At 68.9% G+C, this 25,488-nt stretch carries 8 protein-coding genes and 1 pseudogene; 2 read left to right on the forward strand and 7 right to left on the reverse strand.

The genetic code is table 11. The annotated features are described in order from the left end of the window. Nucleotides 1–15: 15 nt before the first annotated feature. The gene (locus tag NQ204_RS05035) at nt 16–882 is read left to right on the forward strand and encodes a hypothetical protein (protein ID WP_256643253.1); all 867 of its coding nucleotides are present in this window, start codon (nt 16–18) and stop codon (nt 880–882) included. Nucleotides 883–940: 58 nt separating this feature from the next. Beyond that, nucleotides 941–2,224 (forward strand): phosphoribosylamine--glycine ligase, encoded by a 1,284-nt coding sequence (purD, locus tag NQ204_RS05040; RefSeq protein WP_256643254.1) that lies wholly within the window; start codon nt 941–943, stop codon nt 2,222–2,224. A gap of 118 nt (nt 2,225–2,342) precedes the next feature. Here the strand turns inward: purD and NQ204_RS05045 are convergent, their stop codons facing one another. The 7 genes and pseudogenes from NQ204_RS05045 to NQ204_RS05070 form a co-directional block, all read right to left on the reverse strand. Next, a complete protein-coding gene (locus tag NQ204_RS05045) occupies nt 2,343–2,675 on the reverse strand; it encodes a helix-turn-helix domain-containing protein (protein WP_116862887.1) in 333 nt (110 codons plus the stop codon). Then, entirely contained in the window at nt 2,659–2,811 is a 153-nt protein-coding gene (locus NQ204_RS05050; RefSeq protein WP_256643298.1) for a hypothetical protein, read from the reverse strand. The genes NQ204_RS05045 and NQ204_RS05050 overlap by 17 nt, the downstream gene beginning before the upstream one ends. Nucleotides 2,812–2,839: 28 nt before the next feature. Further along, nucleotides 2,840–2,926: pseudogene (locus NQ204_RS19620) on the reverse strand (type II toxin-antitoxin system RelE/ParE family toxin); the annotation flags it as partial. A 166-nt stretch (nt 2,927–3,092) separates the two neighbouring features. After that, nucleotides 3,093–3,968 carry an RNA polymerase sigma factor RpoH gene (rpoH, locus tag NQ204_RS05055; protein ID WP_256643255.1) on the reverse strand — a complete coding sequence of 292 codons (876 nt, stop codon included), beginning with the start codon at nt 3,966–3,968 and terminating at the stop codon, nt 3,093–3,095. A gap of 285 nt (nt 3,969–4,253) precedes the next feature. Next, entirely contained in the window at nt 4,254–7,952 is a 3,699-nt protein-coding gene (locus NQ204_RS05060; protein WP_243402647.1) for a TonB-dependent receptor, read from the reverse strand. A gap of 1 nt (nt 7,953) precedes the next feature. Beyond that, nucleotides 7,954–23,010: an Ig-like domain-containing protein gene (locus NQ204_RS05065; RefSeq protein ID WP_256643256.1), complete on the reverse strand. Its 15,057-nt coding sequence runs from the start codon at nt 23,008–23,010 to the stop codon at nt 7,954–7,956. 109 nt (nt 23,011–23,119) lie between these two features. Beyond that, on the reverse strand, nt 23,120–25,276 hold the full coding sequence (locus NQ204_RS05070) for a hypothetical protein (RefSeq protein WP_256643257.1): 2,157 nt from the start codon (nt 25,274–25,276) through the stop codon (nt 23,120–23,122). Nucleotides 25,277–25,488: the final 212 nt, after the last annotated feature.

Raw genomic sequence — 25,488 nt, forward strand, 5'->3', positions numbered from 1 at the left:
CCTGGAGCGACACGGATGTCCGCAGTTTCGATCAAGCCCCTGGTCCTGCCTGCTCTGATGGGCGCGGCCCTGCTGGCCGGCTGCAAGCCGGCCGCCCAGCCGGCACCCGCCTCTGGCCCCCAGGCAGATGCGCTTCCAGCGGCCAGCACCGCAGCGGCCGGGCATGTCAGCCGCACCGCGCGTCTGCAGGCCTTCCTGACCGCGCGTTACGGCAAGGACGCGCAGCTGTCCGACGGCTGGCGCGGCAACTGGACGCAGGACGGCGACACCCGCCCGGTCGACTGGGCGGTCTGCGCCGAACAGCCGGTGGTCAGCGGTGACAGCTGGCAGCAGCTGCTGGCGGTGTGCGGCGAAGTGGTCGACGCCGGCCATGCCGATGCGGGCACCATCGATTACTACGTGCTGCGCCCGTCTGGCGATGGCTTCGAGGTGGCGGCCGAGCTGACCGGCGGCACCTATGGCAGCAGCGGCCGCCCGGGCAGCGTCGAGATCCTGCGCTTCGGCAGCGATTTCTACGGCTTCCGCAACGTCAGCGGCTGGTACGGCCAGGGCTATTCGCTGCAGACGCAGAGCTTCATCCTGCCCGGCCCGAACGGTCTGGTGGATGCCGGCAGCGTGCGCAGCCACATCGACAACACCGCGGCCTACGACTGCGACGACGCCGAGCAGGCCGAAGACTGCCGCACCCGCATGTTCGACTTTGATTTCGAACTGCGCATGGACGACAGCAACCGCAGCGCGCGCATCTGGCCGCTGCTGATCGAGGAATCCGGCAGCAGCTGTGGCGGCAGCAACGTGCGCCGCACGCACCGCTTCAGGCTGGATCCGAAGACCTGGACCTATTCCTTCCCCGACGCGCTGCAACGCGAGGGCTGCGAGTGAACCACGCGCGCCGCCGGGGGCATCGCCCTTCCCTTCCCACGCAATCTGGAATCTCGTGATGAACGTACTTGTCATCGGCTCTGGCGGCCGCGAACACGCCCTGGCATGGAAGCTGGCCCAGTCCTCCCGTGTCACCGAAGTGATCGTGGCGCCCGGCAATGCCGGCACCGCCAACGAAGACAAGTGCCGCAACGTGGCGGTGAAGGTGACCGACATCGACGGCCTGCTGGCGCTGGCCCAGGCCGAAGGCGTGGCGCTGACCGTGGTCGGCCCGGAAGTGCCGCTGGTGGCCGGCGTGGTCGACCGCTTCCGCGCCGCCGGCCTGCGCATCTTCGGGCCGACCGCCGCCGCCGCGCAGCTGGAAGGCAGCAAGGCCTACGCCAAGGATTTCCTGGCCCGCCACAACATCCCCACCGCGTTCTACGCCGTGCACACCGAGGTAGACGCCGCGCTGGCCTACGTCCGCGAGAAGGGTGCACCGATCGTAGTCAAGGCCGATGGCCTGGCTGCCGGCAAGGGCGTGATCGTGGCGATGAACCAGGCCGAGGCCGAGGATGCGGTACGTGACATGCTCTCGGGCAACGCCTTCGGCGATGCCGGCGCGCGCGTGGTCATCGAGGAGTTTCTTGATGGCGAGGAAGCCAGCTTCATTTCGATGGTCGACGGCGTGCACGCGCTGCCGATGGCCACCTCGCAGGACCACAAGCGCGTCGGCGACGGCGACACCGGCCCGAACACCGGTGGCATGGGCGCCTACTCGCCCGCGCCAGTGGTGACGCCCGAGGTGCACGCGCGGGTGATGCGCGAGGTGGTGAACCCGACCGTGCAGGGCATGATCGCCGACGGCATCCCGTTCACCGGCTTCCTCTATGCCGGCCTGATGATCGATGCCAGCGGCGCGCCGAAGGTGATCGAGTTCAACGTGCGCTTCGGCGACCCGGAAACCCAGCCGGTGGTGCTGCGCCTGCAGTCGGACCTGGTGGACCTGGTGGAGGCGGCCATCGATGGTCGTCTGGACCAGGTGGACGCGCAGTGGGATCCGCGCCCGTCGCTGGGCGTGGTGCTGGCCGCCAAGCCTTATCCGGAAGCGCCGATCACCGGCGACGTGATCTCCGGCCTGGACGACGTGCCCGCCAACGCCAAGGTGTTCCATGCCGGCACCGCGCTGGATGCACAGGGCCAGGTGCTCAGCGCCGGCGGCCGCGTGCTGTGCGTGGCCGCGCTGGGCGACAGCGTGCGCGAGGCGCAGACCAACGCGTATGCCGGCGTGGCCAAGGTGACGTGGGCCAACGAGTTCCACCGCACCGACATCGGCTGGCGCGCGATCGCACGCGAGGGGTGAGGCAGGCGCAGCATCAGGGCATCCACGCATGGCGTGGATCTACCACTGATGTCGTTCATGCTTGGCGTGGATTGAACACCACGGAAAAGCAAGGGCCCGGCATAACCGGGCCTTTGCTTTACAGGACTGCTTCGAGCCCCTTCCGATCAATCAGGTTGAGCAACTTCAGTGATGGTCCGCTGGGCTTCTTCTCGCCTTGTTCCCAGCTGCGTACGGTGGAAACGCTGGTATTGAGAACGCCTGCAAAGACCGGCTGACTGAGCCTCAGCGAGGTACGCAGCGCTCGGATCTGGGCACTGCTGTAGTCGGGAACAGGCTCAAGACAGAGCGCCTCGTAGCTGCTCAACCGGCGTTTGTCGATGAAGCCATGCGTGTGCAGGCTCACAGCAGCATCGTGCACCGCCTCAGGAAGCGCACTTCTCGCGCGCCTTCGCTCAAGGGCCTTCGCCATGGCAGATCTCCTGTAAATCCCCGTACTCCACGGCACGCTTCAACTGTGCCGCGCTCATTTTCAGAAATTCCGATGCGTACAACTGCAGCGCATCTCGTTCCACATTTTTTGAAGAGGCCTCCGCCAGGATCTGCATCCACCAGACCCGCTTCCATTTCCATCACCGCCCGGCACAAGGCTGCGTCGGACAGCATGGTCCTGCGTATGCTGCGATTGAAAGCTCGAGTACGGAATACGCGCGACATGATCATGCCGTGCCACCGAGTGGTACGGCGTGAACATCAGCATCCAGCGCATGACGCGGTCGGCACAGTCCCCGTCCCGCCCTCAGAGCAAATCCACGCCATGCGTGGATACGCCCCACAAACAAAAAGGCCCGGCATTGCCGGGCCTTTCTTCATTCCAACGCCTTCCCGCTTACGCGGTGAACAGCGCCTTCATCTTCTTCAGCGCGTTCGCTTCGACCTGGCGGATGCGCTCGGCGGACACGCCATACTCATCGGCCAGTTCCTGCAGCGTCACCTTGCTGTCGGCATCCAGCCAGCGGCGGCGGATGATGTCGCGCGAGCGGGCATCCAGCTCGGCCAGGCCTTCGCGCAGCAGCTGCATCTGGTTGTCTTCGCTGTCCTCGCGCTCGTAGGCCATCGACGGATCTTCGTCGTTGGACACCAGGAACGCAGCCGGCGACGGCGGCGCATGATCGTTGTCCTCGTCGGTCGGCGCATCGAAACCGATATCGCGACCGGACAGGCGCGATTCCATTTCCAAGACCTCGCGCTCGGACACGTTCAGGTCCTTGGCGACGGCGCTGACTTCGGCCGCGTTCATCCAGCCCAGCCGCGTCTTCGACTTGCGCAGGTTGAAGAACAGCTTGCGCTGCGCCTTGGTCGTGGCGACCTTGACGATGCGCCAGTTCTTGAGGATGAACTCGTGCATTTCCGCACGGATCCAATGCACGGCGAAGGACACCAGGCGCACGCCCATGTCGGGGTCGAAGCGCTTGACCGCCTTCATCAGGCCGATGTTGCCTTCCTGGATCAGGTCGCCCAGCGCAAGGCCGTAGCCGTTGTAACCGCGGGCCACGTGCACCACGAAGCGCAGGTGCGAATGCACCAGCTCACGTGCGGCGTCCAGATCGTCACCGTCGCGGAAACGACGGGCCAGGTCCTGTTCGTCATCGACCGACAGCACCGGAATCTGGTGCACGGCACCGATGTAGGCGTCCAGCGAACCGAGCGCACTGGGAATCGGGAGATTGTTTGCCACAAGGGCAGTAGAGGTATTCTGGCTCATAGGGCTCATCTTAGCAGTCCGGCTTTTGGACTGCTAAAGCGGGAGGAAGTTCCAGTGTTCCGTGAACAGAACACTGGGCGATTCAACATCCCTACCCTATCGCGAATTGATGACAATGGCGAGCGGGCTCGACCGTGGTCGAATTCGTTAAAAATCAACCACTTGAAGAGAATCAGGTGCATGAATGGTCGTTTTGGGCCGCAAAATCCCAAGGCGCCACCCCATTCAGCCCGGCGATGTTGCCGGTCGTTCAGCCCAGGGCCGCAGGACCGCCCTCGGGCGGCCTCAATAATACCCGGCCATGTTCAGGAAGAAGCCCTTCTGGTCGTACTTCAGCTCGGTCATGTCGTCGCTGAACTCGGTGAAGTTGTAGCCCACGCCGACCTTGAAGTTCTCGCCCACCCGCCGGTCCACACCCAGCAGCCAGCCCTTGCGGACGCCACCGTCGCGCACCTTCAGCCAGCGGTGCTCGGCAAGCCCTTCCCACTCCGCGAACAGGCGGTAGCGCAGCTGCAGGGCGGCGAAGTCGGCGCGGCTGTCCAGCCAGGCGCCCTCGCCACGGCCGGTGCGGTAGTCGCCCCAGCGCGAGGCCAGCTTGGCCGCCATCTCCCAGCGCTCGCCGATCTGGCGGATGCCTTCCAGCGACAGCACCTGCGAACGCTGGTCGTACAGGTTGCCGCCTTCCTGGCCCAGCGACGCCACGTCATAGAGGTAGGTGAACTTGCCGAAGCCGGCCCAGCGCGTGTTGTCGTGCGGGCGCCAGGCGAAGCCAACATTGGTTTCCACCAGCTTGGCATCGGCCACCGGATTGATCCGGTCCTGGGTGTCGGCGTAGTTCGCGCGCAGGGCGAAGCGCCAGTCTTCGTTGAGCTTGTACAGCAGGCGGTTGGTGGTCACCCACTGCTCGCGCTGCTCGGCGCCGCTGTCGCGGCGGTATTCCAGCTTGCTGCTCCATTGCGCCACCGCATCGGTGCGGCCGCCGCTGACGCTGTACGCACGGCGGTTGATGCGGCCCACGGTGGATTCCAGCTCGCCGTCCATCAGGGTGAAGCCCAGGTTCCAGCCCTGTGCCGGGTAGAAGTCCATGCCGAAGGTGTGCACCAGGCCCGCGCTGTCCTGGCGGCGGTCCTTCAGGTACTGGCTTTCGTTGTAGACGTTCACCTGGTTGCTCAGGCGCCAGCGCTGGCCGACCGTCCAGCCGCTCTGCAGGCCGCTGTCGAACAACGGATCGGTGCCGGTGCGGTCGGTGCTGTAGCTGTAGCTGCCGTACAGGCTGTGGTCGGGCGCCATGCGGTACTCGGCATCGACCTTGCCGCCGTGGCCGCGGCTGCCGCTGCTCAGTTCGGCACCGACGCTGCTGCGGTCGCCGAACAGGTAGCGCGCGCCCAGGGTCAGCAGATCGTTCTTCTCGTAGGCACCGCCGTCATCGTCCAGGGTCACCTGGCCGGTGCCGTACAGCTCCCACGAGGAGCCGAAGCGCTGGCGGTAACCGATCGCCGCCAGCAGTGCGGAGACATCCTGCAGCTCCTGCTCCTCGCGCACCCGGCGCAGTTCGCCGGTCAGCTGGCCATCGTTGCCCAGCCGCCATTCGGCGGTCAGCTGGCTCTGCTCCAGCGCCAGTTCGCCCTGCTCGGTGCGGGTGTGGCGGCCGTACAGGCTGAAATCATCGGTGAGGTAGCCGAGGAACTCCGCGCCGTATTCCTGGATCGGCAGGCCGGTGTCCTGGCGTGCCACCGAGAAGCCAGCGTCGACGTCGCGCCACCACGCGCCCAGGCTCCAGTCCTGGGTGGTCCAGCCGAGCTCGCGCAGGTTGGCGCGCGCTTCCACTGCCGAGGCCTTGCCCGAACGGCGGCCTTCATACGGATTGCGGCGGATGAAGCTGAGGCCGCCGTTGTCCGAATAGAACACCGGCGCCGCAGTCGCATCGGTGCGGGTCTGCTCCATCTTGAGGTAGGTGCCGCGGCCGGCCTGCAGGGTCAGGTCAGCGCCCTTCAGGCTGTAGTTCTCGCCGCTGCGGTTTTCTTCCACCCAGGTGCCACCCACCGCCACGTGGTCGCCGATCCACTGGCGGCCGCGCGCGCCGTAGGTCACGTCGTTGCTGCTGAAGCCCAGCGGCACGTATTCGTAGTCCACCAGCAGCAGCTGGTCGTAGCCGTCCAGCGGCATGTCGCGGGTGATGCTGCGCACGTTCTCGCGGGTCAGCTGCGCCAGCGGCCGGGTCAGGATCAGCCGGCCCTGCAGATCGTCGATCTCGTAGTCCACGCCTTCCTGCAGGGTGGCGCGGGTTTCGGTGCGGCCGGTGGTGCGGTCGCGCACTTCCAGCACCACCTGTTCCGAGCCCGGCAGCAGGTCGGTATGACGCAGGTAGTACAGGCTGCCGCCGGTGCCGAGGAATTCGCTGTGGCCCGGCGCCGACTGCGCTTCCGACCCGAACACCTTCAGCTGCGAACGCGCTTCACCCAGCGGCGTGGCCGACAGCGAGCGCCAGTTCAACGCGCCGCCGTACAGCGAACGCACGTACTGGCCGTACTCGGTGCCGGTGATGCCGGTGGCGAAGTTGCCCCACAGGGCCTGGCTCTGGTCCCAGTCCACGCGCAGGTACAGGCGGCCCTGGGTGTCGACGTCGCGGTAGGTGGTGGAATCGTCGCCGTACACCGGGTAGTACAGGTCCGGGTCGAGGCGACGGAACACATCCTGCGCATCGGCGCGGCTGAAATCGCGGAACAGGTACTTCAGCTCGCGGTCCTGGGTGTCGGCCTGCGCGGTCACCAGATACTTGCCGCGCATCTTGCCCTTCAGGTAGAACGCCAGCCGGCCTTCGCTGAGGAAGCCATCGGTGTCGCGGTCATCGGCGGCCAGTGGCTGCACGTTGCCACTGGCACTGTTCTTTGACAGGGTCACATCGGCGATGGCGACCAGGAACAGGTAGCGGCCGGTCACGTCCACGTCCAGCTGGCGCTGCGCCGACGGTGCATCGCGCGATTCCACCCGCACGTCATAGCGGTGCTGGCCGACCGGCTCGAGGAACTCGGCGGCGAACTTCTGTTCCAGGTCGACCGGGAAATCCTGGCCGTTGATGCGCACGCGGCTGTTCGGCTCCAGGTTGCGGCCGTACAGGCGCACGCGCGAGCCGTGGATGGGAATGTTCTGCAGGCGCAGCATGCTCTGCCCGTAGATGCTGTTGCTGACCTGCAGGTCCTGCGCGTTGGCCCCGTCCAGCGCCTGGCCCAGGGTCTTCTGCACGTTGTCGCGGGTCACCTGCAGGCCACGGTCGAAGTCGGCCGGAGTGACCAGCTGGATGCGCTGGATCTGCGTTTCATCGAACGCACCGCCGGCACCGTACGCACGCGCTACGTAGATCAGTTCATCACCGGTGCGCAGCTTGAACTGCTCCGGCACGCTGCCATCCCATTCGGCATCGCCCACGTAGTCGGACGGCAGCTCGATGCGCGCCAGCGGGGTCACCAGGTCGGTGTCGGTGCCGCGGTACAGGGTGACTTCCAGCTTGTCGATGAAGGAGGCGTAGTTGTTGTAGCTGTGGAAGCGCAGCGGGCGGATCACCCGGCCGTTTTCGAACGGCACGGTGGCCGCGGCCTGCACGCTCAGGCTGGGCGGCACCATGCTCGGATCTTCAGTGGCCCAGACCACGCCGCCGTTGGGCAGCTCGGCCATGAACTGGCCGCCACGCGCGGACACGTCGGGGGTGACCGCCGGTGCCAGCGGCACACTACCGGTGGCCGATGGATCACTGTGGCCTGGCAGGGGCAGCAGCGGCGCATCGGCGTCATCACCGATCCGCAGCAGCTCACCGTCATTGCTGCGGCAGGTATCACCCTCGCAGCGCACATCGTTGGCCGGTACCGGCACGCTCTGCTGGGCCAGCACCGGGGGAGTGGCCAGCAGCAGGGCGAACACGCTGCAGGACATCGCATGGGGAAGCAGGGCGCGCACGATCAGGGCAGGACTCCGGTGGTTGGTCTTCATCTCAGCGCCCCTCCCCGCTGCGGGAACCGGCCGGCGGTAGCACCCCGCCGGGCGGCTCGATCGCCAGCTGCTGCAGCACGCGGCCATTGCTGCCGTGCACTTCGATGCGTGTGGCGGCCGCGACCCCGGCCGGCAGGCGGCTGGCCAGTGCATCGCGCACCGTCTGCGCACGCTGCCCGGCCAGGGCCTCCTCGCCCGCCGCAGCGACCAGCAGCACGCGGCCCCCGCCGCGGGCCACCAGTGCCTGGGCGGCCTTGTCCAGCACGCCCGCGCGGTCGGCTGCCAGCGTGGCGCTGCCGCTGGCGAACAGTGCCTGGCCAAGTTCCACCCGGGCCGGACGCGGCACGACGGCGGCGGGCGCGCTTTCGCTGCTCAGGGCACCGTCCGGCATGCGCACGCCGAAATCGAAGCGCACCGGCAGTCCGGGAGTGATGCGCCGTACCAGCGGGTTGGGCGTGGTGAAGCGCGCACCGGCCGGCAGCGTCGACGGATCGACCTTGAGGATGAAGTTGCGGCCGCGTGCTTCGCCGCCCGGAATGCCGACCAGGTGGTAGCGACCGAAGGCATCGGTTTCCATCACCAGGCCTTCCACCGCCGCCACGCGCACGCCGGGGATGCCGCGCTCGCCATCGTCCTGGATGCCGTTGCCGTTGCGGTCGTCGAACACGCTGCCGACGATCAGGCTTTCATCCAGCAGCGGATCGACGCTGACATCGACGTCGGCCGTGGCCACGTTGGCGATGCTGCGGTTCTGCCCGTCGATGGCGGTGATGCGGTTGGTGTGCACCCCGGTGCCGGTACCCGCGCCGACGCGCAGGTAGTAGACCACCGTGGCGCGCTCGCCCACCGGCACGTCGATGCCGTCGATGCGCAGCGGCTGCACGCCGCTGGTGCGTGCATCGTTGTCGGCATCCTGCACCGCGAAGCCACCGCTGACGAAGGTGAAGCCCGGCGGCAGCGTATCCAGCAGCGTGGCGCCGTTGGCATCGACCTCACCCACGTTGTCGATGGTGACGGTATAGCGCACCAGGTCGCCGATCTGCGCCGTGCGCTTGGCGGCCACCTTGGTCAGGCGCAGCACGGCCTGCTGGCCGGCCACCGTCACCGCCACGCTGGCTTCGGCGCACAGCGGGATCGGCACGCTCAGGTCGCACACGCGGTAGCGGAAGCTGTCGGTACCGCTGAAGTCCGCGGCCGGGGTGTAGGTGCACACCCCGTTGGCGCACTGCACGCTGCCGTGCGCGGCTGCGGCGGCCACCTGCAGCGAGGCCGGGTCCAGCGGCGCGCTGCGGGCGCTGTCGTTGGCCAGCACGTTGATCAGCAGCGGGCCACTGGTCTCCGCAGTCACCGCATCGTCGGCCAGAGTCAGCACGTTCGGCTCCACCGCGATGGTCACCGATGCACTGGCACACATCGACGGATCGGCGACATCGCAGACCTGGTAATCGAAACTCTGGATACCGGCGAAGTTGGCCAGCACCGCAAAGCGGATGCGCCTGTTCGGCAGCACCGTGGCATCGCCGTACGGCGGCGGCGCGGTGATGGTGACGGTGACCGTGGCCGGATCCACCGGCGTGCCATCCACGCGGTCGTTGCCGAGCACGTCGATGTCCACCACGCCGTTCTGTGGCATGTCGATCCGGTCATCCTCGGCCACCACGCCCGGCTCGGCGGCGATGACGGTCACGGTGACGGTACCCACATCGCAGACGGTGGGCTGGCTGACCAGGCACAGCGTGTAGGTGGTGCTGTAGCTGCCCGGCGCCAGGCCCGCGGCCACGTCCACCCAGCCATCGGTGCCGAAGGTCAGTGCGTTGGTGGCCACCGGCACGAAGTTGACCTGGGCCGGATCCAGCGCGGCACTGTTGAAGGTGTCGTTGGCGAACACGTTGAGCAGGCGGGTGCGGCCTTCCGGCCCGACCGGGCCACCCGTGTCGTCCACCGCCAGCAGCGCGCCCACCGGGCCCTGCACCAGCACGGTGGCGATGGCGGTGGTGCAGTTGGTCGGCACGCCGTTCTCGCACAGCTGGTAGGCCAGCTGCACCTGCCCGGCCTGCACGCCCGGGGCCACCATGATCTGGCCCTGGTTGTTCATGGTGTAGCCCGGCGTGCTGCCGGTCAGGCTGGCCACCACGCTGCCAACCGGCGGCGGCGAGACGGTGTTGAAGCTGTCGTTGTCCAGCACCGAGCGGGCGATGGTGCCGCCCACCGACGGATCGACCGGCGTGCTGCTGAAGTCATCGTTGACCGCCAGCACCACGTTGGCCGCGCCGCCCACGTTGAAGGTGACGGTGGCCGTGCTGCACAAGGCCGCGTTCGGCGCCGGCAGGCAGACCTGGTAGGTGAAGCTGACCGGCCCGCTGGTGCCCACCGGCGGGGTGTAGGTGAAGCTGCCATCGGCGTTGAACTGCAGGCCGGCCGGGGTCGCGCCCTGCACGCTCCACACCGAACCCGCCGGCATGTTGTCGTTGCCGGCCACGCTGTTGGCCAGGGTCTGCCCGGCCTGCACGCTGAAGGCATCCGGCTGCGGCGCGGGGCTGACCACCGCGGTCACGCTGGCGGTGGCGCAGTTGCCGGGCGCGGCCACTTCGCAGACCTGGTAGGTGACCGTGGTCGGCCCGGAGGTGACACCGGTACCGATGCTGATCGTGCCATCCGGGTTGATGCCGAAACCGGCCGGTGCGCCGACCAGGGTCAGGGCGACGGTACCGGCCGCCGGCGGCGAGACGCCGTTGAGCGAATCGTTGGCCAGCACGCTGGGCGTGGTACCGCCCGGGGCGATGCCGCTGAAGGTGTCATCGCCCGCCATCAGGGTGCCGGTGTTGACGTTGAGGGTGACCGACGCGGTACCGCACTGCGCGGCATTGGGCGCCGGCAGGCACACCTGGTAGGTGAAGGTGACTGCGCCGAGGGTGCCGGCCGGTGGCGTGTAGGTGAAGCTGCCATCGGCGTTGAACACCAGGCCCGGCGGCGTTGCGCCCTGCACGCTCCAGGTCGAACCGGCCGGCATGTTGTCGTTGCCGGCCACCGTGTTCGACAGCACCTGGCCCGCACGCACGCTGAAGGCATCCGGCTGCGGCGCCGGGCTGACCACCACGCTCACCAACGCGTTGGCGCAGTTGCTGGGCGCGGCCACTTCGCACACCTGGTAGGTGATGCTGGTCGGGCCGGACGGCACCCCGCTGCCGATGCTGATCGTGCCATCGGGGTTGATGCTGATGCCGGCCGGTGCGCCGACCAGGCCCAGGGTCACCGTGTTCGCCGGCGGCGGGGTGACGCCATTGAGGGAGTCGTTGCCTAGCACGCTGGGCGTGGTGCCGCCCGGAGCGATGCCGGTGAAGCTGTCATCGCCGGCCACCAGGGTGCCGGTGTTGACGTTGAGGGTGACCGTGGCGGTGCCGCACAGCGCCGCATCCGGTGCCGGCAGGCAGGCCTGGTAAGTAAAGGTGACTGCTCCGGTGGTGCCCACCGGCGGCGTGTAGGTGAAGCTGCCATCGGTGTTGAACACCAGGCCCGGCGGCGTGGTGCCCTGCACGCTCCAGCCGGAGCCGGCCGGCAGGTTGTCGTTGCCGGCCACCGAGTTGGACAGCACCTGGCCGGCCTGCACGCTGAAGGCATCCGCCTGCGGCACGGGGCTGACCACCACGGCCACCGTGGCGGTGGCGCAGTTGCTGGGCGCGGCCGCTTCGCACACGCGGTAGGTCAGCGTGGTGGCACCCGAGGTGACACCGCCGCCGATGCTGATCGTGCCGTCGGCATTGATCGCGAAGCCGGCCGGTGCACCGACCAGGGCCAGGGTGACCGTACCGGCCGCCGGCGGCGACACGCCATTGAGCGCATCATTGGCCAGCACGCTGGGCGTGGTACCCCCCGGGGCGATGCCGCTGAAGCTGTCGTTGCCCGCCAGCAGGGTGCCGGTGCCGATGTTGAAGCTGACCGTGGCGGTGTTGCACAGCGCCGCATTCGGTGCGGGCAGGCAGGCCTGGTAGATGAAGTCGACCACGCCGGTGGTACCGGCCGGCGGCGTATAGGTGAAGCTGCCATCGGTGTTGAACACCAGGCCCGGCGGGGGCGCGCCCTGCACGCTGAAGCTGGCGCCGGCGGGCAGGTTGTCGTTGCCCGCCACCGTGTTGGACAGCACCTGGCCGGCCTGCACGCTGAAGGCATCGGCCTGCGGTACCGGGCTGACCACCAGGTTGACCGTGGCGGTGGCGCAGTTGCTCGAGGCTGCCGCTTCGCAGACCTGGTAGGTCAGCGTGGTGGTGCCGGAGGTGACGCCGGTGCCGACGCTGACCGTGCCGTCGGCAGCGATGGTGAAGCCGGCCGGCGCACCCACCAGACTGACGGTGACGCTGCCAGCGGCCGGCGGCGACACGCCATTGAGCGAATCATTGGCCAGCACGCTGGGCGTGGTAGCGCCCGGCGCGATGCCGGTGAAGCTGTCGTTGCCGCCCACCAGGGTGCCGCTGTTGACGTTGAGGGTGACCGTGGCGGTGCCACACAGCGCCGCGTTCGGTGCCGGCAGGCAGGTCTGGTAGGTGAAGCTGACCGGGCCGGTGGTGCCCGCCGGCGGCGTGTAGCTGAAGCTGCCATCGCTGTTGAACAGCAGGCCCGCCGGCGTCGCACCCTGCACGCTCCAGGTCGAACCGGCCGACATGTTGTCGTTGCCGGCCACGTTGTTGTTCACCGACTGCCCCGCCTGCACGCTGAAGGCATCGGCTTGCGGCGCCGGGCTCACCACCATGTTGACGCTGGCGGTGGCGCAGTTGCTGGAGGCCGCCACTTCGCAGATCTGGTAGGTCAGCGTCGTGCTGCCCGACACCACGCCGCTGCCGACGCTGATCGTGCCATCCGGGTTGATGCCGAAGCCGGTGGGCGCACCCACCAGGCTCAGCGACACCGAGGCGGCCGGCGGCGGCGTCACGCCGTTGAGCGAATCGTTGGCCAGCACGCTGGGCGTGGCCGTGCCCGGGGCGATGTTGCTGAAGCTGTCATCGCCGGCCACCAGGGTGCCGGTGTTGACGTTGAGGGTGACCGTGGCGGTGCCGCAGACGCTGCCGTTTGGCGCCGGCAGGCAGGCCTGGTAGGTGAAGCTGACCGCACCGAGGGTGCCGACCGGCGGCGTGTAGGTGAAGCTGCCATCGGCGTTGAACACCAGGCCGGTGGGCGCGGTGCCCTGCACGCTCCAGCTCGAACCGGCCGGCATGCTGTCGTTGCCGGCCACGCTATTGGCCAGCTGCTGCCCGGCCTGCACCGAGAAGGCATCGGCCTGCGGCGTCGGGGTCACCACGATGGTCACGCTGGCGGTGTCGCAGTTGTTGGCCGCCGCCGCTTCACACAGCTGGTAGGTCAGCGTGGTGGAACCGGCCAGCACGCCGCTGCCGACGGTGATCGTGCCATCCGGGTTCAGGGTGAAGCCGGCCGGCGCGCCCACCAGCGACAGCCGCACCCCGGCCGCCGGGGCCGGGCTGGCGCCGTTGAGGCGGTCATTGGCCAGCACGCTGGCCGCCGACGTGCCACCGGCAACCACGCCGGTGATGACGTCATCGCCAGCCACCAGGTCGCCGTTGTTGATGTTGAGGGTGAAGGTGGTGGTGCCGCACAGCGCCGCATTCGGGGCCGGCAGACAGGCCTGGTAGGTCACCGTGATCGGACCGGCGGTGCCGGCCGGCGGTGCATAGGTGAAGCTGCCATCGGTGTTGAAGGTCAGCCCGGCCGGTGCCGTGCCCTGCACGCTCCAGCTCGAACCCACCGGCATGTTGTCGTTGCCGGCGACGCTGCTGGCCAGCGTCTGCCCGGCCTGCACGGCGAAGGCATCCGGCTGCGGCGCCGGGCTGATCACGACCAGCACGCTGGCGGTGTCGCAGTTGGCCGGCGAGGCCGCCTCGCAGATGCGGTAGGTCAGCGTGGTCGCACCGGACTGCACGCCGGTACCCACGGTGATCAGGCCATCGGCGCTGATCGAGAAGCCGGCCGGTGCACCCACCAGGGCCAGCGTCACCGTACCGGCCGCCGGCGGCGACACGCCGTTGAGCGAATCGTTGGCCAGCAGGCTGGTGCCCACGGTGCTGCCCGGCGCGATGTTGCTGAAGCTGTCGTCGCCGGCGACCAGGGTGCCGTTGTTGATGGTGATCGTGGCAGTGGTGACGCCACAGACCGCCGCATTCGGCGCAGGCAGGCAGACCTGGTAGTCGAAGGTGACCACGCCCAGGCGGCCCGGCGGCGGCGTGTAGGTGAAGGCGCCGGTGGCGGTCATCACCAGGCCATCCGGCGCGGTGCCCTGCACGTTGTACAGCGCGCCCGGCGGCACGTTGTCGTTGCCGGCCACGCTGGCCGACAGCGTCTGCCCGACCTGCACGGCGAAGGCATCCGGCTGCGGCGACGGGCTGACCACCACGGTGACGCTGGCGGTATCGCAGTTGTTGGCCGCTGCGGCTTCGCAGATCTGGTAGGTCAGGGTGACCGGACCGGAGACCGCGGTGGACGGCACGCTGATCGTGCCCTGCGCGGTGATCGCGTAACCGGCCGGCGCGCCGACCAGGCTCAGCACCACCGAGGAACCGGCCGGCGGCGAGTTGCCATTGAGCGAGTCGTTGGCCAGCACGCTGGCGCTGGAGGTGGTGCCGGCGGCGACACCGGTCAGGATGTCATCAGCAGCGACCAGCGCGCCGTTGTTGATGTTGAGGGTGAGCGTGGCGGTGCCACACAGGTTGGCATTGGGCGCCGGCAGGCAGACCTGGTAGGCCATCACCACCGGACCGCTGGTTCCGGCCGGTGGCGCATAGGTGTAGCTGCCATCGGTGTTGAAGCTGAAACCGGCCGGCGGCGTGCCCGGCAGGCTCCAGCTGGAACCGGCCGGCATGTTGTCGTTGCCGGCCACGGTGGCGCTGAGGCTCTGCCCCACCTGCACGGCGGCGGCATCGTCCTGCGGCGCCGGGTTGACCACCACGGTCACGCTGGCAGTGGCGCAGTTGCCCGGCGCCACCGCTTCGCAGATCTGGTAGGTCAGCGTGGTCGGGCCGGACATCGCACCGCTGCCGGCGGTGATGGTGCCGTTCGGGTTGAGGGTGAACGCGGCCGGTGCACCGACCAGGCTCAGCACCACGTCGCCCGGCGCCGGCGGGCTGACGCCGTTGAGCGAGTCGTTGGCCAGCACGCTGGCAGCGGAGGTACCGCCCGGGGCGATGCCGGCCAGCGTGTCGTCACCGGCCAGCAGGGTGCCGTTGCTGACGTTCAGCGTAGCCTGCGCGGTGGCGCAGTCCGTGGCATTCGGTGCCGCCAGGCAGACCTGGTAGAGGAAGGTGACCGCGCCGGTGACGCCGGTCGGCGGCGTGTAGCTGAAGCTGCCATCGGTGTTGAACACCAGGCCGGCCGGCGGGGCGCCCTGCACGGTCCAGCTGGAACCGGCCGGCATCTTGTCGTTGCCGGCCACGCTGGCCGACAGCACCTGCCCGGCCTGCACGCTGAACACATCGGCCTGCGGTGCCGGCAGGACCACCAGCGCGATGCTGGCGGTGTCGCAGTTGCCGGTCACCGCTGCTTCGCAGGCCTGGTAGGTCAGGATCAGCGGGCCGGACACGATGCCGGCAGGCACGGTCAGCACGCCATCGGCAGCGAGCACGAAACCGGCCGGAGCGCCGACCAGGCTGACCAGCACCGTTCCGGCGGCAGGCGGCGAGACGCTGTTGAGCGAATCGTTGCCCAGCACGCTGGTCGCAGCGCTGCCGCCCGGCGCGATGGTGAAGCTGTCATCGACCGCAATCAGGTTGCCGTTGTTGATGTTGAGCGTCACCGTAGCCGTACCGCACAGCGCTGCATCCGGCGCGGGCAGGCAGGCCTGGTAGGTGAAGGTCACCGGGCTGGGCGTATTGGCCGGCGCGGTGTAGGTGAAGCTGCCATCGGTGTTGAAGTCCAGGCCGTTGGGCACGGTGCCCTGCACCGAGAACTGCGAACCGGTCGGCAGGTTGTCGTTGGCGGCCACGTTGCCGTTGCTGATCGTGCCTGCGGCCTGCAGCGAATACGCATCGGCCTGCGGCGACGGCGCGATGACCAGGGCCACGGTGGCGGTATCGCAGTTGCTGGGCACGGCGGTTTCGCAGATCTGGTAGGTCAGCGTGGTCGCGCCGGAGAGCACGCCACCGGGCACCACGATGGTGCCGTCGGGGTTGATGGCGAATCCGGCCGGGGCGCCGACCAGGCTGAGCTGCACGCTGGCCGGTGCCGGCGGCGTGGTGCCGTTGAGGCTGTCGTTGGCCAGCACGCTGGCGGTGGTGCCCCCGGCCGCGATGCCGCTGAAGCTGTCGTCCGCTGCAACCAGGGTGCCGGTGTTGACGTTGAGGGTGGCCGTGGCGGTACCGCACACCGCGGTGTTGGGTGATGGCAGGCAGGCCTGGTAGGTGAAGGTGACCGCACCGGTGGTGCCCACCGGAGGCGTGTAGCTGAAGCTGCCATCGGCGTTGAACGCCAGCCCGGCCGGTGGGGTGCCCTGCACTGCCCAGCTGGAGCCGGCCGGCAGGTTGTCGTTGGTTGCCACGCTGGCACCGGTCAGGCTGGCACCGGCCTGCACGGCGAAGGCATCGGCCTGCGGCGCCGGGGTCACCACGAAGGTGATGGCCGCAGTGGCGCAGTTGGTCGGCGACGCGGTCTCGCACAGCTGGTAGGTCAGCGTGGTGGCACCGGCCACGGCACTGGCCGGAATCTGCACGCTGCCATCGTTGTTGATGACGAAGCCGGCCGGCGGTGCCACCAGCAGCAGCTGCACGGCGGCCGACGGCGGCGGGGTGACGCCGTTGAGGACGTCATTGGCCAGCACGCTGGGCGTGACCGAGCCGGCGGTCAGCGGCGCGGCGAAGGCATCGTCGTTGGCGACGATGGCACTGACCGCGATGGTGAGCGTGACGGTGGCGGTGCCGCACACCGCGGCATCCGGCGCGGGCAGGCAGGCCTGGTAGCTGAAGGTGACCGGGCCGAGGGTGCCGGCCGGCGGCGTATAGGTGAAGCTGCCATTGGCGTTGAACACCAGGCCCTGCGGCGGCGACGGCACGTTCCAGGTGGAACCGGCGGGCATCGCGTCATTGCCGGCAACATTGCCGGTGTTGGCCTGGCCAGCCTGCACGCTGAGGGTGTCGTTCACCGGCGTCGGCCGCACCACCAGGGCGATGCTGGCGGTGGCGCAGTTATTGGCTGCCGCCGTCTCGCACACCTGGTAGGTGAGCGTGGTGGCGCCACTGGCCGCATCAGCCGGCACCGACACGGTGCCGCTGGGGTTGATGCTGAAGCCAGCCGGTGCACCCACCAGCGACAGCGCCACGTTGGCCGGAGCCGGCGGACTGACGCCATTGAGGGTGTCATTGCCCAGCACGCTGGCCGTGGTGCCCCCCGGCGCGATCGCACCGAAGCTGTCGTTGTTGGCCAGCAGTGCACCGTTGTTGATGTTCAACGTCACCGTGGCGGTCCCGCACACGGTGGTGTTCGGCGCAGGCAGGCAGGCCTGGTAGACGAAGCTGGTCGGGCTGATGGTACCGGCCGGCGGCGCATAGGTGAAGCTGCCATCGGCGTTGAAGGTGACGCCGGCCGGCGGCGTGCCCTGCAGGGTGAAGATCGAGCCTACCGGCATGCCGTCGTTGGTCGCCACGTTGGCGGTGACCGACAGGCCCGCCTGCACGGCAAACGCATCGTTGGCCGGTGCCGGTGCGACCACCAGGGCCACGTTGGCGGTGGCGCAGTTGGTCGTGGCAGCGGCTTCGCAGACCTGGTAGGTCAGCGAGAGCGCACCCGCGGCCGTGCCGGCGGCCACGGCGATCGTGCCATCGGCGGCGATCGAGAAACCGGACGGCGCACCGACCAGGCTGAGCACCACGTCGGTCGCGGCCGGCGTCGTACCGTTGAGCGTGTCGTTGCCCAGCACGCTGGACGTGCTACTGCCGGCGGCGACCGGTGCGGTGATGGTGTCATCCACCGCGACCAGGGTGCCGCTGTTGACGTTGAGGGTGGCCATGGCCTGGGCGCAGATGCCGTTGTCGGGCGCCGCCAGGCACACCTGGTAGCTGAAGGTGACCGCGCCACTGAAGCCGGCTGCCGGGGTGTAGACGAAGCGGCCATCGGCATTGAACGACAACCCGGCCGGTGCGGTACCGACCACGCTGAACTGCGCACCGCTGCCGACGTTGTCGTTGCCTGCCACCGAACTGGTCAGCGCCACGCCGGCCGGGGTGGACAGGGCATCGTCGATGGCCGACGGTGCCACCACCAGGCGCAGCGTGGCGTTGGCGCAGTTGCCCGGCGCCGCCGCTTCACATAGCTGGTAGGTCAGCGTCCGGCCGCCCGCCGGCACGCCCGCGGCAACCGCCACCGTGCCATCCGGGTTGAGGCTGATGCCGGCTGGTGCACCGGTCAGGCTCAGCAGTACATCTGCGGCGGCCGGCGGGGTGCTGCCATTCAACGCATCGTTGAGCAGCACCGACGGCGTACTGCCACCGGTGACCGGATTGATCGGCGCAGCGCTGAAGTTGTCGTCATTGGCGGCCAGGCTGCCGACGGTGATGTTGATGCTGGCCGTGGCGGTGGCGCACAGCGCGGTGTTCGGCGCCGGCAGGCAGGCCTGGTAGGTGAAGGTGACCGGACTGACCACGTTGACCGGCGGCAGGTAGGTGAAGCTGCCACCACCGCCGAAGCTCAGGCCGGCCGGCGTGGCGCCGACGACGGTGAACACGGCACCGGCCGGCACGTTGTCGTTGTCACCGACGCTGCCGTTCAACGGCTGGCCGGCGGCGGTGGAATAGCTGTCGTTCTGCGCCGACGGCGTCACCACCAGGCGGATGCTGGCACTGGCGCAGTTGCTGGGCGCGGCGGTTTCGCAGATCTGGTAGTTCAGCACCGTGGCACCGGCGGCGGCGCTGGCGGGCACCTGCAGCAGGCCCGCGGTGGTGAGCGCATAGCCCGACGGGGCACCGACCAGGGTCAGGGTGACGCTGCCGGCCGGCGGCGGCACGCTGCCATTGAGACTGTCGTTGACCAGCACGCTGGTGCTGCTGCTCGCGCCCGGCGCCAGCGGCGTCGCACTGAAGTCGTCGTCCATCGCCATCAGGGTGCCGGCGTTGACGTTGATGGTCGCGCCGGCCGTGCTGCACAGCGCGCTGTCCGGCGCCGGCAGGCAGGCCTGGTAGCTGAAGCTGACCGGCCCGGTCAAACCGGCCGGCGGGGTGTACTGGAAGGTGCCGTCGCGGCCCAGCTGCAGGCCATCCGGTGCGGTACCGGACACGGTGAACACCGCGCCCACCGGCGCATTGTCATTGCTGGCCACGCTGCCCGAGAGCAGCTGCCCGGCCGGCGTGGAGAACACATCGGCCACGGCCGTGGGCGCGACCACCAGGCGGATCTGCGCCGAATCGCAGTTGCTCGGCAGCGCGGTCTCGCACAGCTGGTAGGTCAGCGTAAGCGCCCCGGACGGCACGCCCGCATCGACGTTCAGTACGCCATTGGCATCCAGGGTGAAGCCCGACGGCGCACCGACCAGGCTCAGCAGCACATCGGCCGATGCCGGCGGCTGGGTACCGTTGAGGCTGTCATTGAGCAGCACCGACAACGTGCTGCCACCACCGGCACCGATCGGCGTGGCACGGAAGTCATCATCACCGGCGACCAGGGTGCCGGCGTTGACGTTGAGGGTGACCGTCGCGCCCGCGCACACCGTGCCGTTCGGCGCCGGCAGGCAGGCCTGGTAGGCGAAGGTGACGATGCCCTGGGTGCCGGCCGGCGGCGTGTAGGTAAACGCGCCGTTGGCAGCCAGCACCAGGCCCGCCGGTGCGGTACCGGTGACGCTGAAGGTGGCACCGGCCGGGACGTTGTCATTGCTGGCGACATTGCCGCTGACCGGCACGCCCACCGCAGTGCTGACGTTGTCGTTCACCGGCACCGGCGCCAGCAGCAGCTGCACCGCACCGTCATCGCAGTTGGTCGGCAGCGCGGCCTCGCACATGCGGTAACCGAAGTTGACCGCACCCGCGGCCGCGCCACCGGGCACCGAGAGGGTGCCGTTGGGATTGAGCACGTAGCCGCTGGGCGCACCCAGAAGGCTCAGGATCACTTCGGCCGGTGCCGGCGGAATCGCACCGTTGATGGTGTCGTTGGCCAGCACGCTGATGGTGGTGCCACCGGTGGCGGGATTCAGCAGGCTGCCGCGGAAGTCGTCGTCGTTGGCGACCAGGGTACCGGCATTGACGTTGAGGGTTGCCGTGGCCGTGCTGCAGACGGTGGTATACGGCGCCGCCAGGCAGGCCTGGTAGCTGAAGGTCGTGGTACCGGTGAACTGCGCCGGCGGGGTGTAGGTGAAGCTGCCATCGGCGTTGAACGCCAGCCCCTGCGGCGCGGTACCGGTGACCGCGTAGGTACTGCCGGCGGCGACGCGATCGTTCACCGACACGTTGCCGCTGACCGGACGCCCGACCTGGGTGGTGAAGCTGTCGGCCACGGCCTGCGGCGCGATCACCACGGCGATGGTGGCGGTGGCGCAGTTGCTGGTGCCGGCCTGGCACAGCTGGTAGGTCAGGCTCAGCGGGCCGGCGGCAGCACCGGCCGGCACCTGCAGTTCGCCGGTGGGCGCCAGCGTGAAGCCGGCCGGCGGGGCGTTGATCAGCGACAAGGTGGCCTGCGCCGGGTCGATCGCCACACCGTTGAGGGTGTCATTGGCCAGCACGCTGGCCGTGGTGCCACCGGTGCCGGGCACCGGCGCAGCAGTGAAGTCGTCGTTGCCGGCCACGACGGCGGCGACGGCCACGTTCACCGTCACCGTGGCGGCATCGCAGACGCCGCCATTGGGCGCCGGCAGGCAGACCTGGTAGCGGAAGCTGTCCGTACCCGCGTACGTGCCCTGCGCGGTGTAGCTGAAGCTGCCGTCGGCATTGACGCTGACCGTACCGTGGGCGGCACCGGCCAGCAGGCTGAACTGCGAACCCGCCGGCACGTTGTCATTGCCGGCCACGCTGCCGCCCAGCGCGACACCCGCGGTCGCGGCAAAGCTGTCGTCCACCGCATCCGGGGCGATGACCAGCTGCACGTTGGCGGTGGCGCAGTTGGTTGCGCCTGGCAGTTCGCAGATCTGGTACGTGAAGTTGAAGGCACCCGACGCCGCGCCGGCCGCCACCTGCAGCTGGCCAGCGGCGTTGGCGGTGATGCTGGCCGGTGCGCCGTTCAGTGCCAGGCTGACGCCCGCCGGTGTCACCGCCGTGCCGTTGAGGGTGTCGTTGCCGAGCAGGCTGATGGCGGTGGTGGTCCCCGGCTGCAAAGGCGTTGCAAACAGATCGTCGGCCGCCGCCAGCTGGTTGGCGCCCACGCTCACAGTCACCGTTGCGGTATCGCAGACGCTGCCGTTCGGTGCCGGCAGGCACAGCTGGTAGGTGAAGGTATCCGGCCCGGTATTGGCGTTGGCCGGGGTGTAGGTAAAGGTGCCATCGGCGTTGACCACGGCCGTGCCGCGGGTGGCCTGGGTGCCCAGAGTGAAGACCGAGCCGCTGGCGAAGTTGTCGTTGCCGGCCAGGGTGCCGGTTACCGGTCGACCACCGCCCGGGGTGCTCACCGTATCGTTCACCGCATCGGGGCTGACCACCAGGTTGGCGGTGGCCGTCGCGCAGTTGGTCGGCGCGGCGTTGTCGCAGAACCGGTACAACAACGACAGCGGACCGGCTGCCGCAGTCGCCGGCACGACGATGGTACCGTCGGGGTTGATCGAGAAGCCGCTGGGCGCGCCGACCAGGCTCAGCGTCACGCCGGCCTGCGGCACCGTGTTGCCGGCGAAGGTGTCGTTGACCAACACGCTGGGCGTGGTGCCGCCCGCACCCGGCGGCAGCGGCGTGGCGAAGGTATCGTCGTTGGCCACAAGCACGTTGGCGTTGACCAGCACCGATGCCGTGGCGATCGAGCAGACGCTGCCATGGGGCGCAGGCAGGCAGACCTGGTAGGCGATCGATGCCGGCTGGGTGATGCCGCCCGCGGGTGCGTAGGTCAGCGTGCCGGTGCTGCTGATGGTGGCGCCCGCAACCGGCGTACCCGACGCGCTGTAGGTGGCGCCGGCCGGTGCGTTGTCGTTGTCGGCCAGGTTGGCGGCAACTGTCGTGGCACCCGCCTGCGCGTTGATGCTGTCGTCCACCGCCGTGGGTGCGATGACCAGGTTCGCCGTGGCGATAGCGCAGTTGGTCGGCGAGGCGTTTTCGCAGATCTGGTAGCCGATCGAGGTCGCGCCTGCCGCCGCACCGGCGGGCACCGCGATGACGCCGGCGCTGTTGATGGTGAAGCCCGCCGGCGCGTTCTGCAGCGAAATGATCAGGTTGCCGCCGACCACCGGCTGGCCGTTCAGGGTGTCGTTGCCCAGCACAGTCGGCGTGCTGCCGCCGGTGGTTGAGGAAATCGGCGTGGTGAAGCTGTCGTTGGCCGCGACCAGCGCATTGGCCTGCACCGGCACGGCCGGGGTGGTGGCGGTGTTGTCGCCCGGGGTCGGGTCGGTGGTGCCCGACGGCAGCACCAGCGACACGCTGTTGGCCGGCACCGTGGCCGGGGTCGCGACCGGCGCCGTGCCGTTCACCAGCAGCACCACGCTGTCGCCCACGCCCACGTTGACCAGCACGTTCACCGCATTGCCGCTGCCACTGGGCTGCGCACAGGACGACGCAGCCGTGGTCGCCTGGCAGGTCCAGGTCACGTTGGTCAGCAGCGAGGACACCGTATCGACCACGCCGACGCCACTGGCCGCCGACGGCCCTGCATTGTTCACCTGGATGCGGTACTGCACCGGGCCGCCTGCAGCCACGGGGCTGGCGCTGACCAGGCTCTTGCTCACGCTCAGCTGCGCCTGCAGCGCCAGTGCGTTGGTATCGGTGGCGCTGTTGTTGCCCGGCGTCGGGTCGGCCACATCGGTCGGTGCGGTCACCGTAGCGGTGTTGTTCAGCGGATTCGGGTAACTCTGCGCCAGCAGCGGCGGCGGCAGCAGCAACGCCAGCACGGCCATGGCATGCGCGATGCCGGCCGATGCCCTGCCTGCCCTGCCCTGCCTGCCCACTGCTGCCATGCGTCCGTCCTCGAATGCACGCCGTCGCCTGCTGCAGGCATCCGGCATCGGTGGTCCTGTCCTTCCCCCGCGCAGGGCATTCCCCGCGCGCACTGCACCGCACCGCGCGCTAGTAGGCGCCCGGGTTGTTGCTGAAGCTCACTGGCACGCTGATCGTTGCCTGGCCACCGTTGACCAGGTTCACGCCCACGTTCACTGCATTGCCGCCCACCGCGCCGCCGCTGGCCGCCGCGCAGGTGCTGCCGCTGGTCGCGCTGCAGGTCCAGGCGCCACGCAGGGTGGTGCCGTTGGGCAGGGTGTCGGTGACCGTCGCATTGGTCACCGCATCGGGCCCGTTGTTGACCACCTGCAGCGTGTAGGTCGCCGTGCCACCCGGCGTGTAGGTGCCGCTGCCATCACTCTTGGTGATCGACAGATCGGCCTGCCGCGTCCGGTTGGTGATGCGGCACACCAGGGTGGTGGCGGTGGCGGTCATCGCCGGCGCCTGCAGGGTGAAACTGCCGCCGCTGCCGGACGAGACCACGGTGTTGTTCTGGTCGGTGCACTGCCAGGTGCTGGCATAGCGGGTCAGCGTGGTACCGGCTGCCGCCGCTTCGGCCAGTGCATAGCTGCCACCGGGTACGGTGACGATCGCCGCCGTGGCACCGTTGTTGCCGACGTTGCTGGCCGCGCCCACCGTGCTGCCGTTGTAGGTGATGGACAGGTTGAAGCGGCCGGTATCGCTGGTCGGCTGCAGGTCCTTCACCAGCTGCAGGGTGGCGGCGCAGGCCTGGGTCACACCTTCCACGGTGAATACCGCCTGGCCGATACGGATGCCGAGCAGGCCCAGAATATTGTCGACCACGCCGCCAAGCACCGCGGTCAGTACCGGCGTCACCACTGCATTGACCTGCGTGCGTACCGGCGTCAGCAGCGCATTGACGATGCCGTTGACCAGGTCGGCCACGGGCAACGGCAGCGGCAACGAGCCCAGCAGGGTCACCTGTGGATTGCCGCTAGTGAGCTGGATGTTGAGAGAGTTGACCAGCGTGGAGACCAGCGTGGCCGCGCTGACCGTACCGGCGGTGAGCGTCCGTGTCTGTGGATAGGGCCCGGTGAAGCTGGCGCTCTGCAGTCCCGGTGTCGCGGTGGCGTAACCGCGGATGCTTACCGCGATGGGAATGGTGATGTCGGCCACCGGGACGAGCGCACCCAGCACGGTAGCACTCACCCGGACCTTCACGCTCAGGTTGGTCAGCGTAGCGGCGGTGAGGGCGGTGTCGGTCAGCACCGTACTGCGGTTGAAGAAGGTCGCGTCGCTGATCTGGCCGACATACAGGTTGACCAGGCCCGGGCGCGCCTGCAGCGTCACCGCGTTGCCGACCAGGTTCACCGCCGAGATCGAACCTTCGGCGCGTGCGACGTCGGCGTAGACCTGCAGGTGCAGCACGTCGGCACTGACGCTGGTGTTGGACAGCGAGACACCGAGCAGATTCAGGCCATTCAGCGCGGCAGTGAGGGTGCCGGTGTTCAGGCCCTGCACCAGGTCCAGGTCCAGCTTGATGCGGATGGCCGCGCTGTGGAATGCCGCGCCCACCGTGCCGCAGTTGTAGCTGGGCGGTTCGACCACCTGCGCCCACAGGCGCACGTTGGCCACGCCGTTCAGACCCAGTGCCGCGGTGTTCACCGTGATCGGCGTCGGCGTGGTCAGCACGTTGCGGAAGTTGTAGAGCTGCACGCCGCCGGTCAGCAGGTCGAGCACGTTCAGGCGCACCGTGACCAGCGAACCGGTCGGCAGCGCGACCTGCAGGATGTCGGCCAGTCGGATGCTGCCGGAGGTTCCGGCCACACCCAGCGGCAGCGCGTTCAGCACGTTGGCCGCGGCGGTCTGGCCGTCGGCCTGCAGAACCTGCACCATCGCCGCGCGCAACTGGCCCAGACTGATGTTGGTGTTCAGCACCTGGCTGGGGTCGCTGACGGTGGCGCCGCCATTGAGCTGGGTCAGCAGTGCATTCAGATTGACGTTGGCGCCCGCCAGGCTGTTCCAGTCGGCGACGCTGAGAGTGAGGCTGGTGCCCGGCAGCAGCGCGCTGAACAGCAGGTTGAGGAGCGGACTCTGGGTGGAATCGATGGAGACCAGGCGCGGCCCTGCGCTGACGCAGGCTCCCGCGGTGCAGGCGGACTGGGCCTGTGCGCGGCCTAGGCAGGAAAGCACCGCCAGGACCACCAGCATCACCAGCGCCTGCCAGCGCAATGACGATGCTTTCACGCCCTTCACATTAACCATGCATCGTTCTCCGCCGATTTTTGGCAGAGGCACGCCGTGGCGACGTGATCAGCGCGTCGTCCTGGAGTAATCGCTCCGCCGGTGTCGCTCCCTGCGTGGGGCTGCGTTCATTTCGTGTTCGGTGCGATTAACGCGAGGCAACGAAAGGCCGTCAAACAAGACGGCGTGAAATCGGGGGGAAGAGGCGCTTGCTGGCGCGCAGGAACGACGCG

The organism is Stenotrophomonas testudinis, assembly GCF_024499815.1.
Classification (GTDB): domain Bacteria; phylum Pseudomonadota; class Gammaproteobacteria; order Xanthomonadales; family Xanthomonadaceae; genus Stenotrophomonas.

Bases quoted from the DNA above. Each gene is read 5' to 3' on its own strand.
- NQ204_RS05065 (WP_256643256.1), bottom strand. From the start codon at position 23,010: ATGGCAGCAGTGGGCAGGCAGGGCAGGGCAGGCAGGGCATCGGCCGGC.
- rpoH (WP_256643255.1), bottom strand. From the start codon at position 3,968: ATGAGCCAGAATACCTCTACTGCCCTTGTGGCAAACAATCTCCCGATT.
- NQ204_RS05050 (WP_256643298.1), bottom strand. From the start codon at position 2,811: ATGCAGATCCTGGCGGAGGCCTCTTCAAAAAATGTGGAACGAGATGCG.
- purD (WP_256643254.1), top strand. From the start codon at position 941: ATGAACGTACTTGTCATCGGCTCTGGCGGCCGCGAACACGCCCTGGCA.
- NQ204_RS05045 (WP_116862887.1), bottom strand. From the start codon at position 2,675: ATGGCGAAGGCCCTTGAGCGAAGGCGCGCGAGAAGTGCGCTTCCTGAG.
- NQ204_RS05035 (WP_256643253.1), top strand. From the start codon at position 16: ATGTCCGCAGTTTCGATCAAGCCCCTGGTCCTGCCTGCTCTGATGGGC.
- NQ204_RS05060 (WP_243402647.1), bottom strand. From the start codon at position 7,952: ATGAAGACCAACCACCGGAGTCCTGCCCTGATCGTGCGCGCCCTGCTT.
- NQ204_RS05070 (WP_256643257.1), bottom strand. From the start codon at position 25,276: ATGGTTAATGTGAAGGGCGTGAAAGCATCGTCATTGCGCTGGCAGGCG.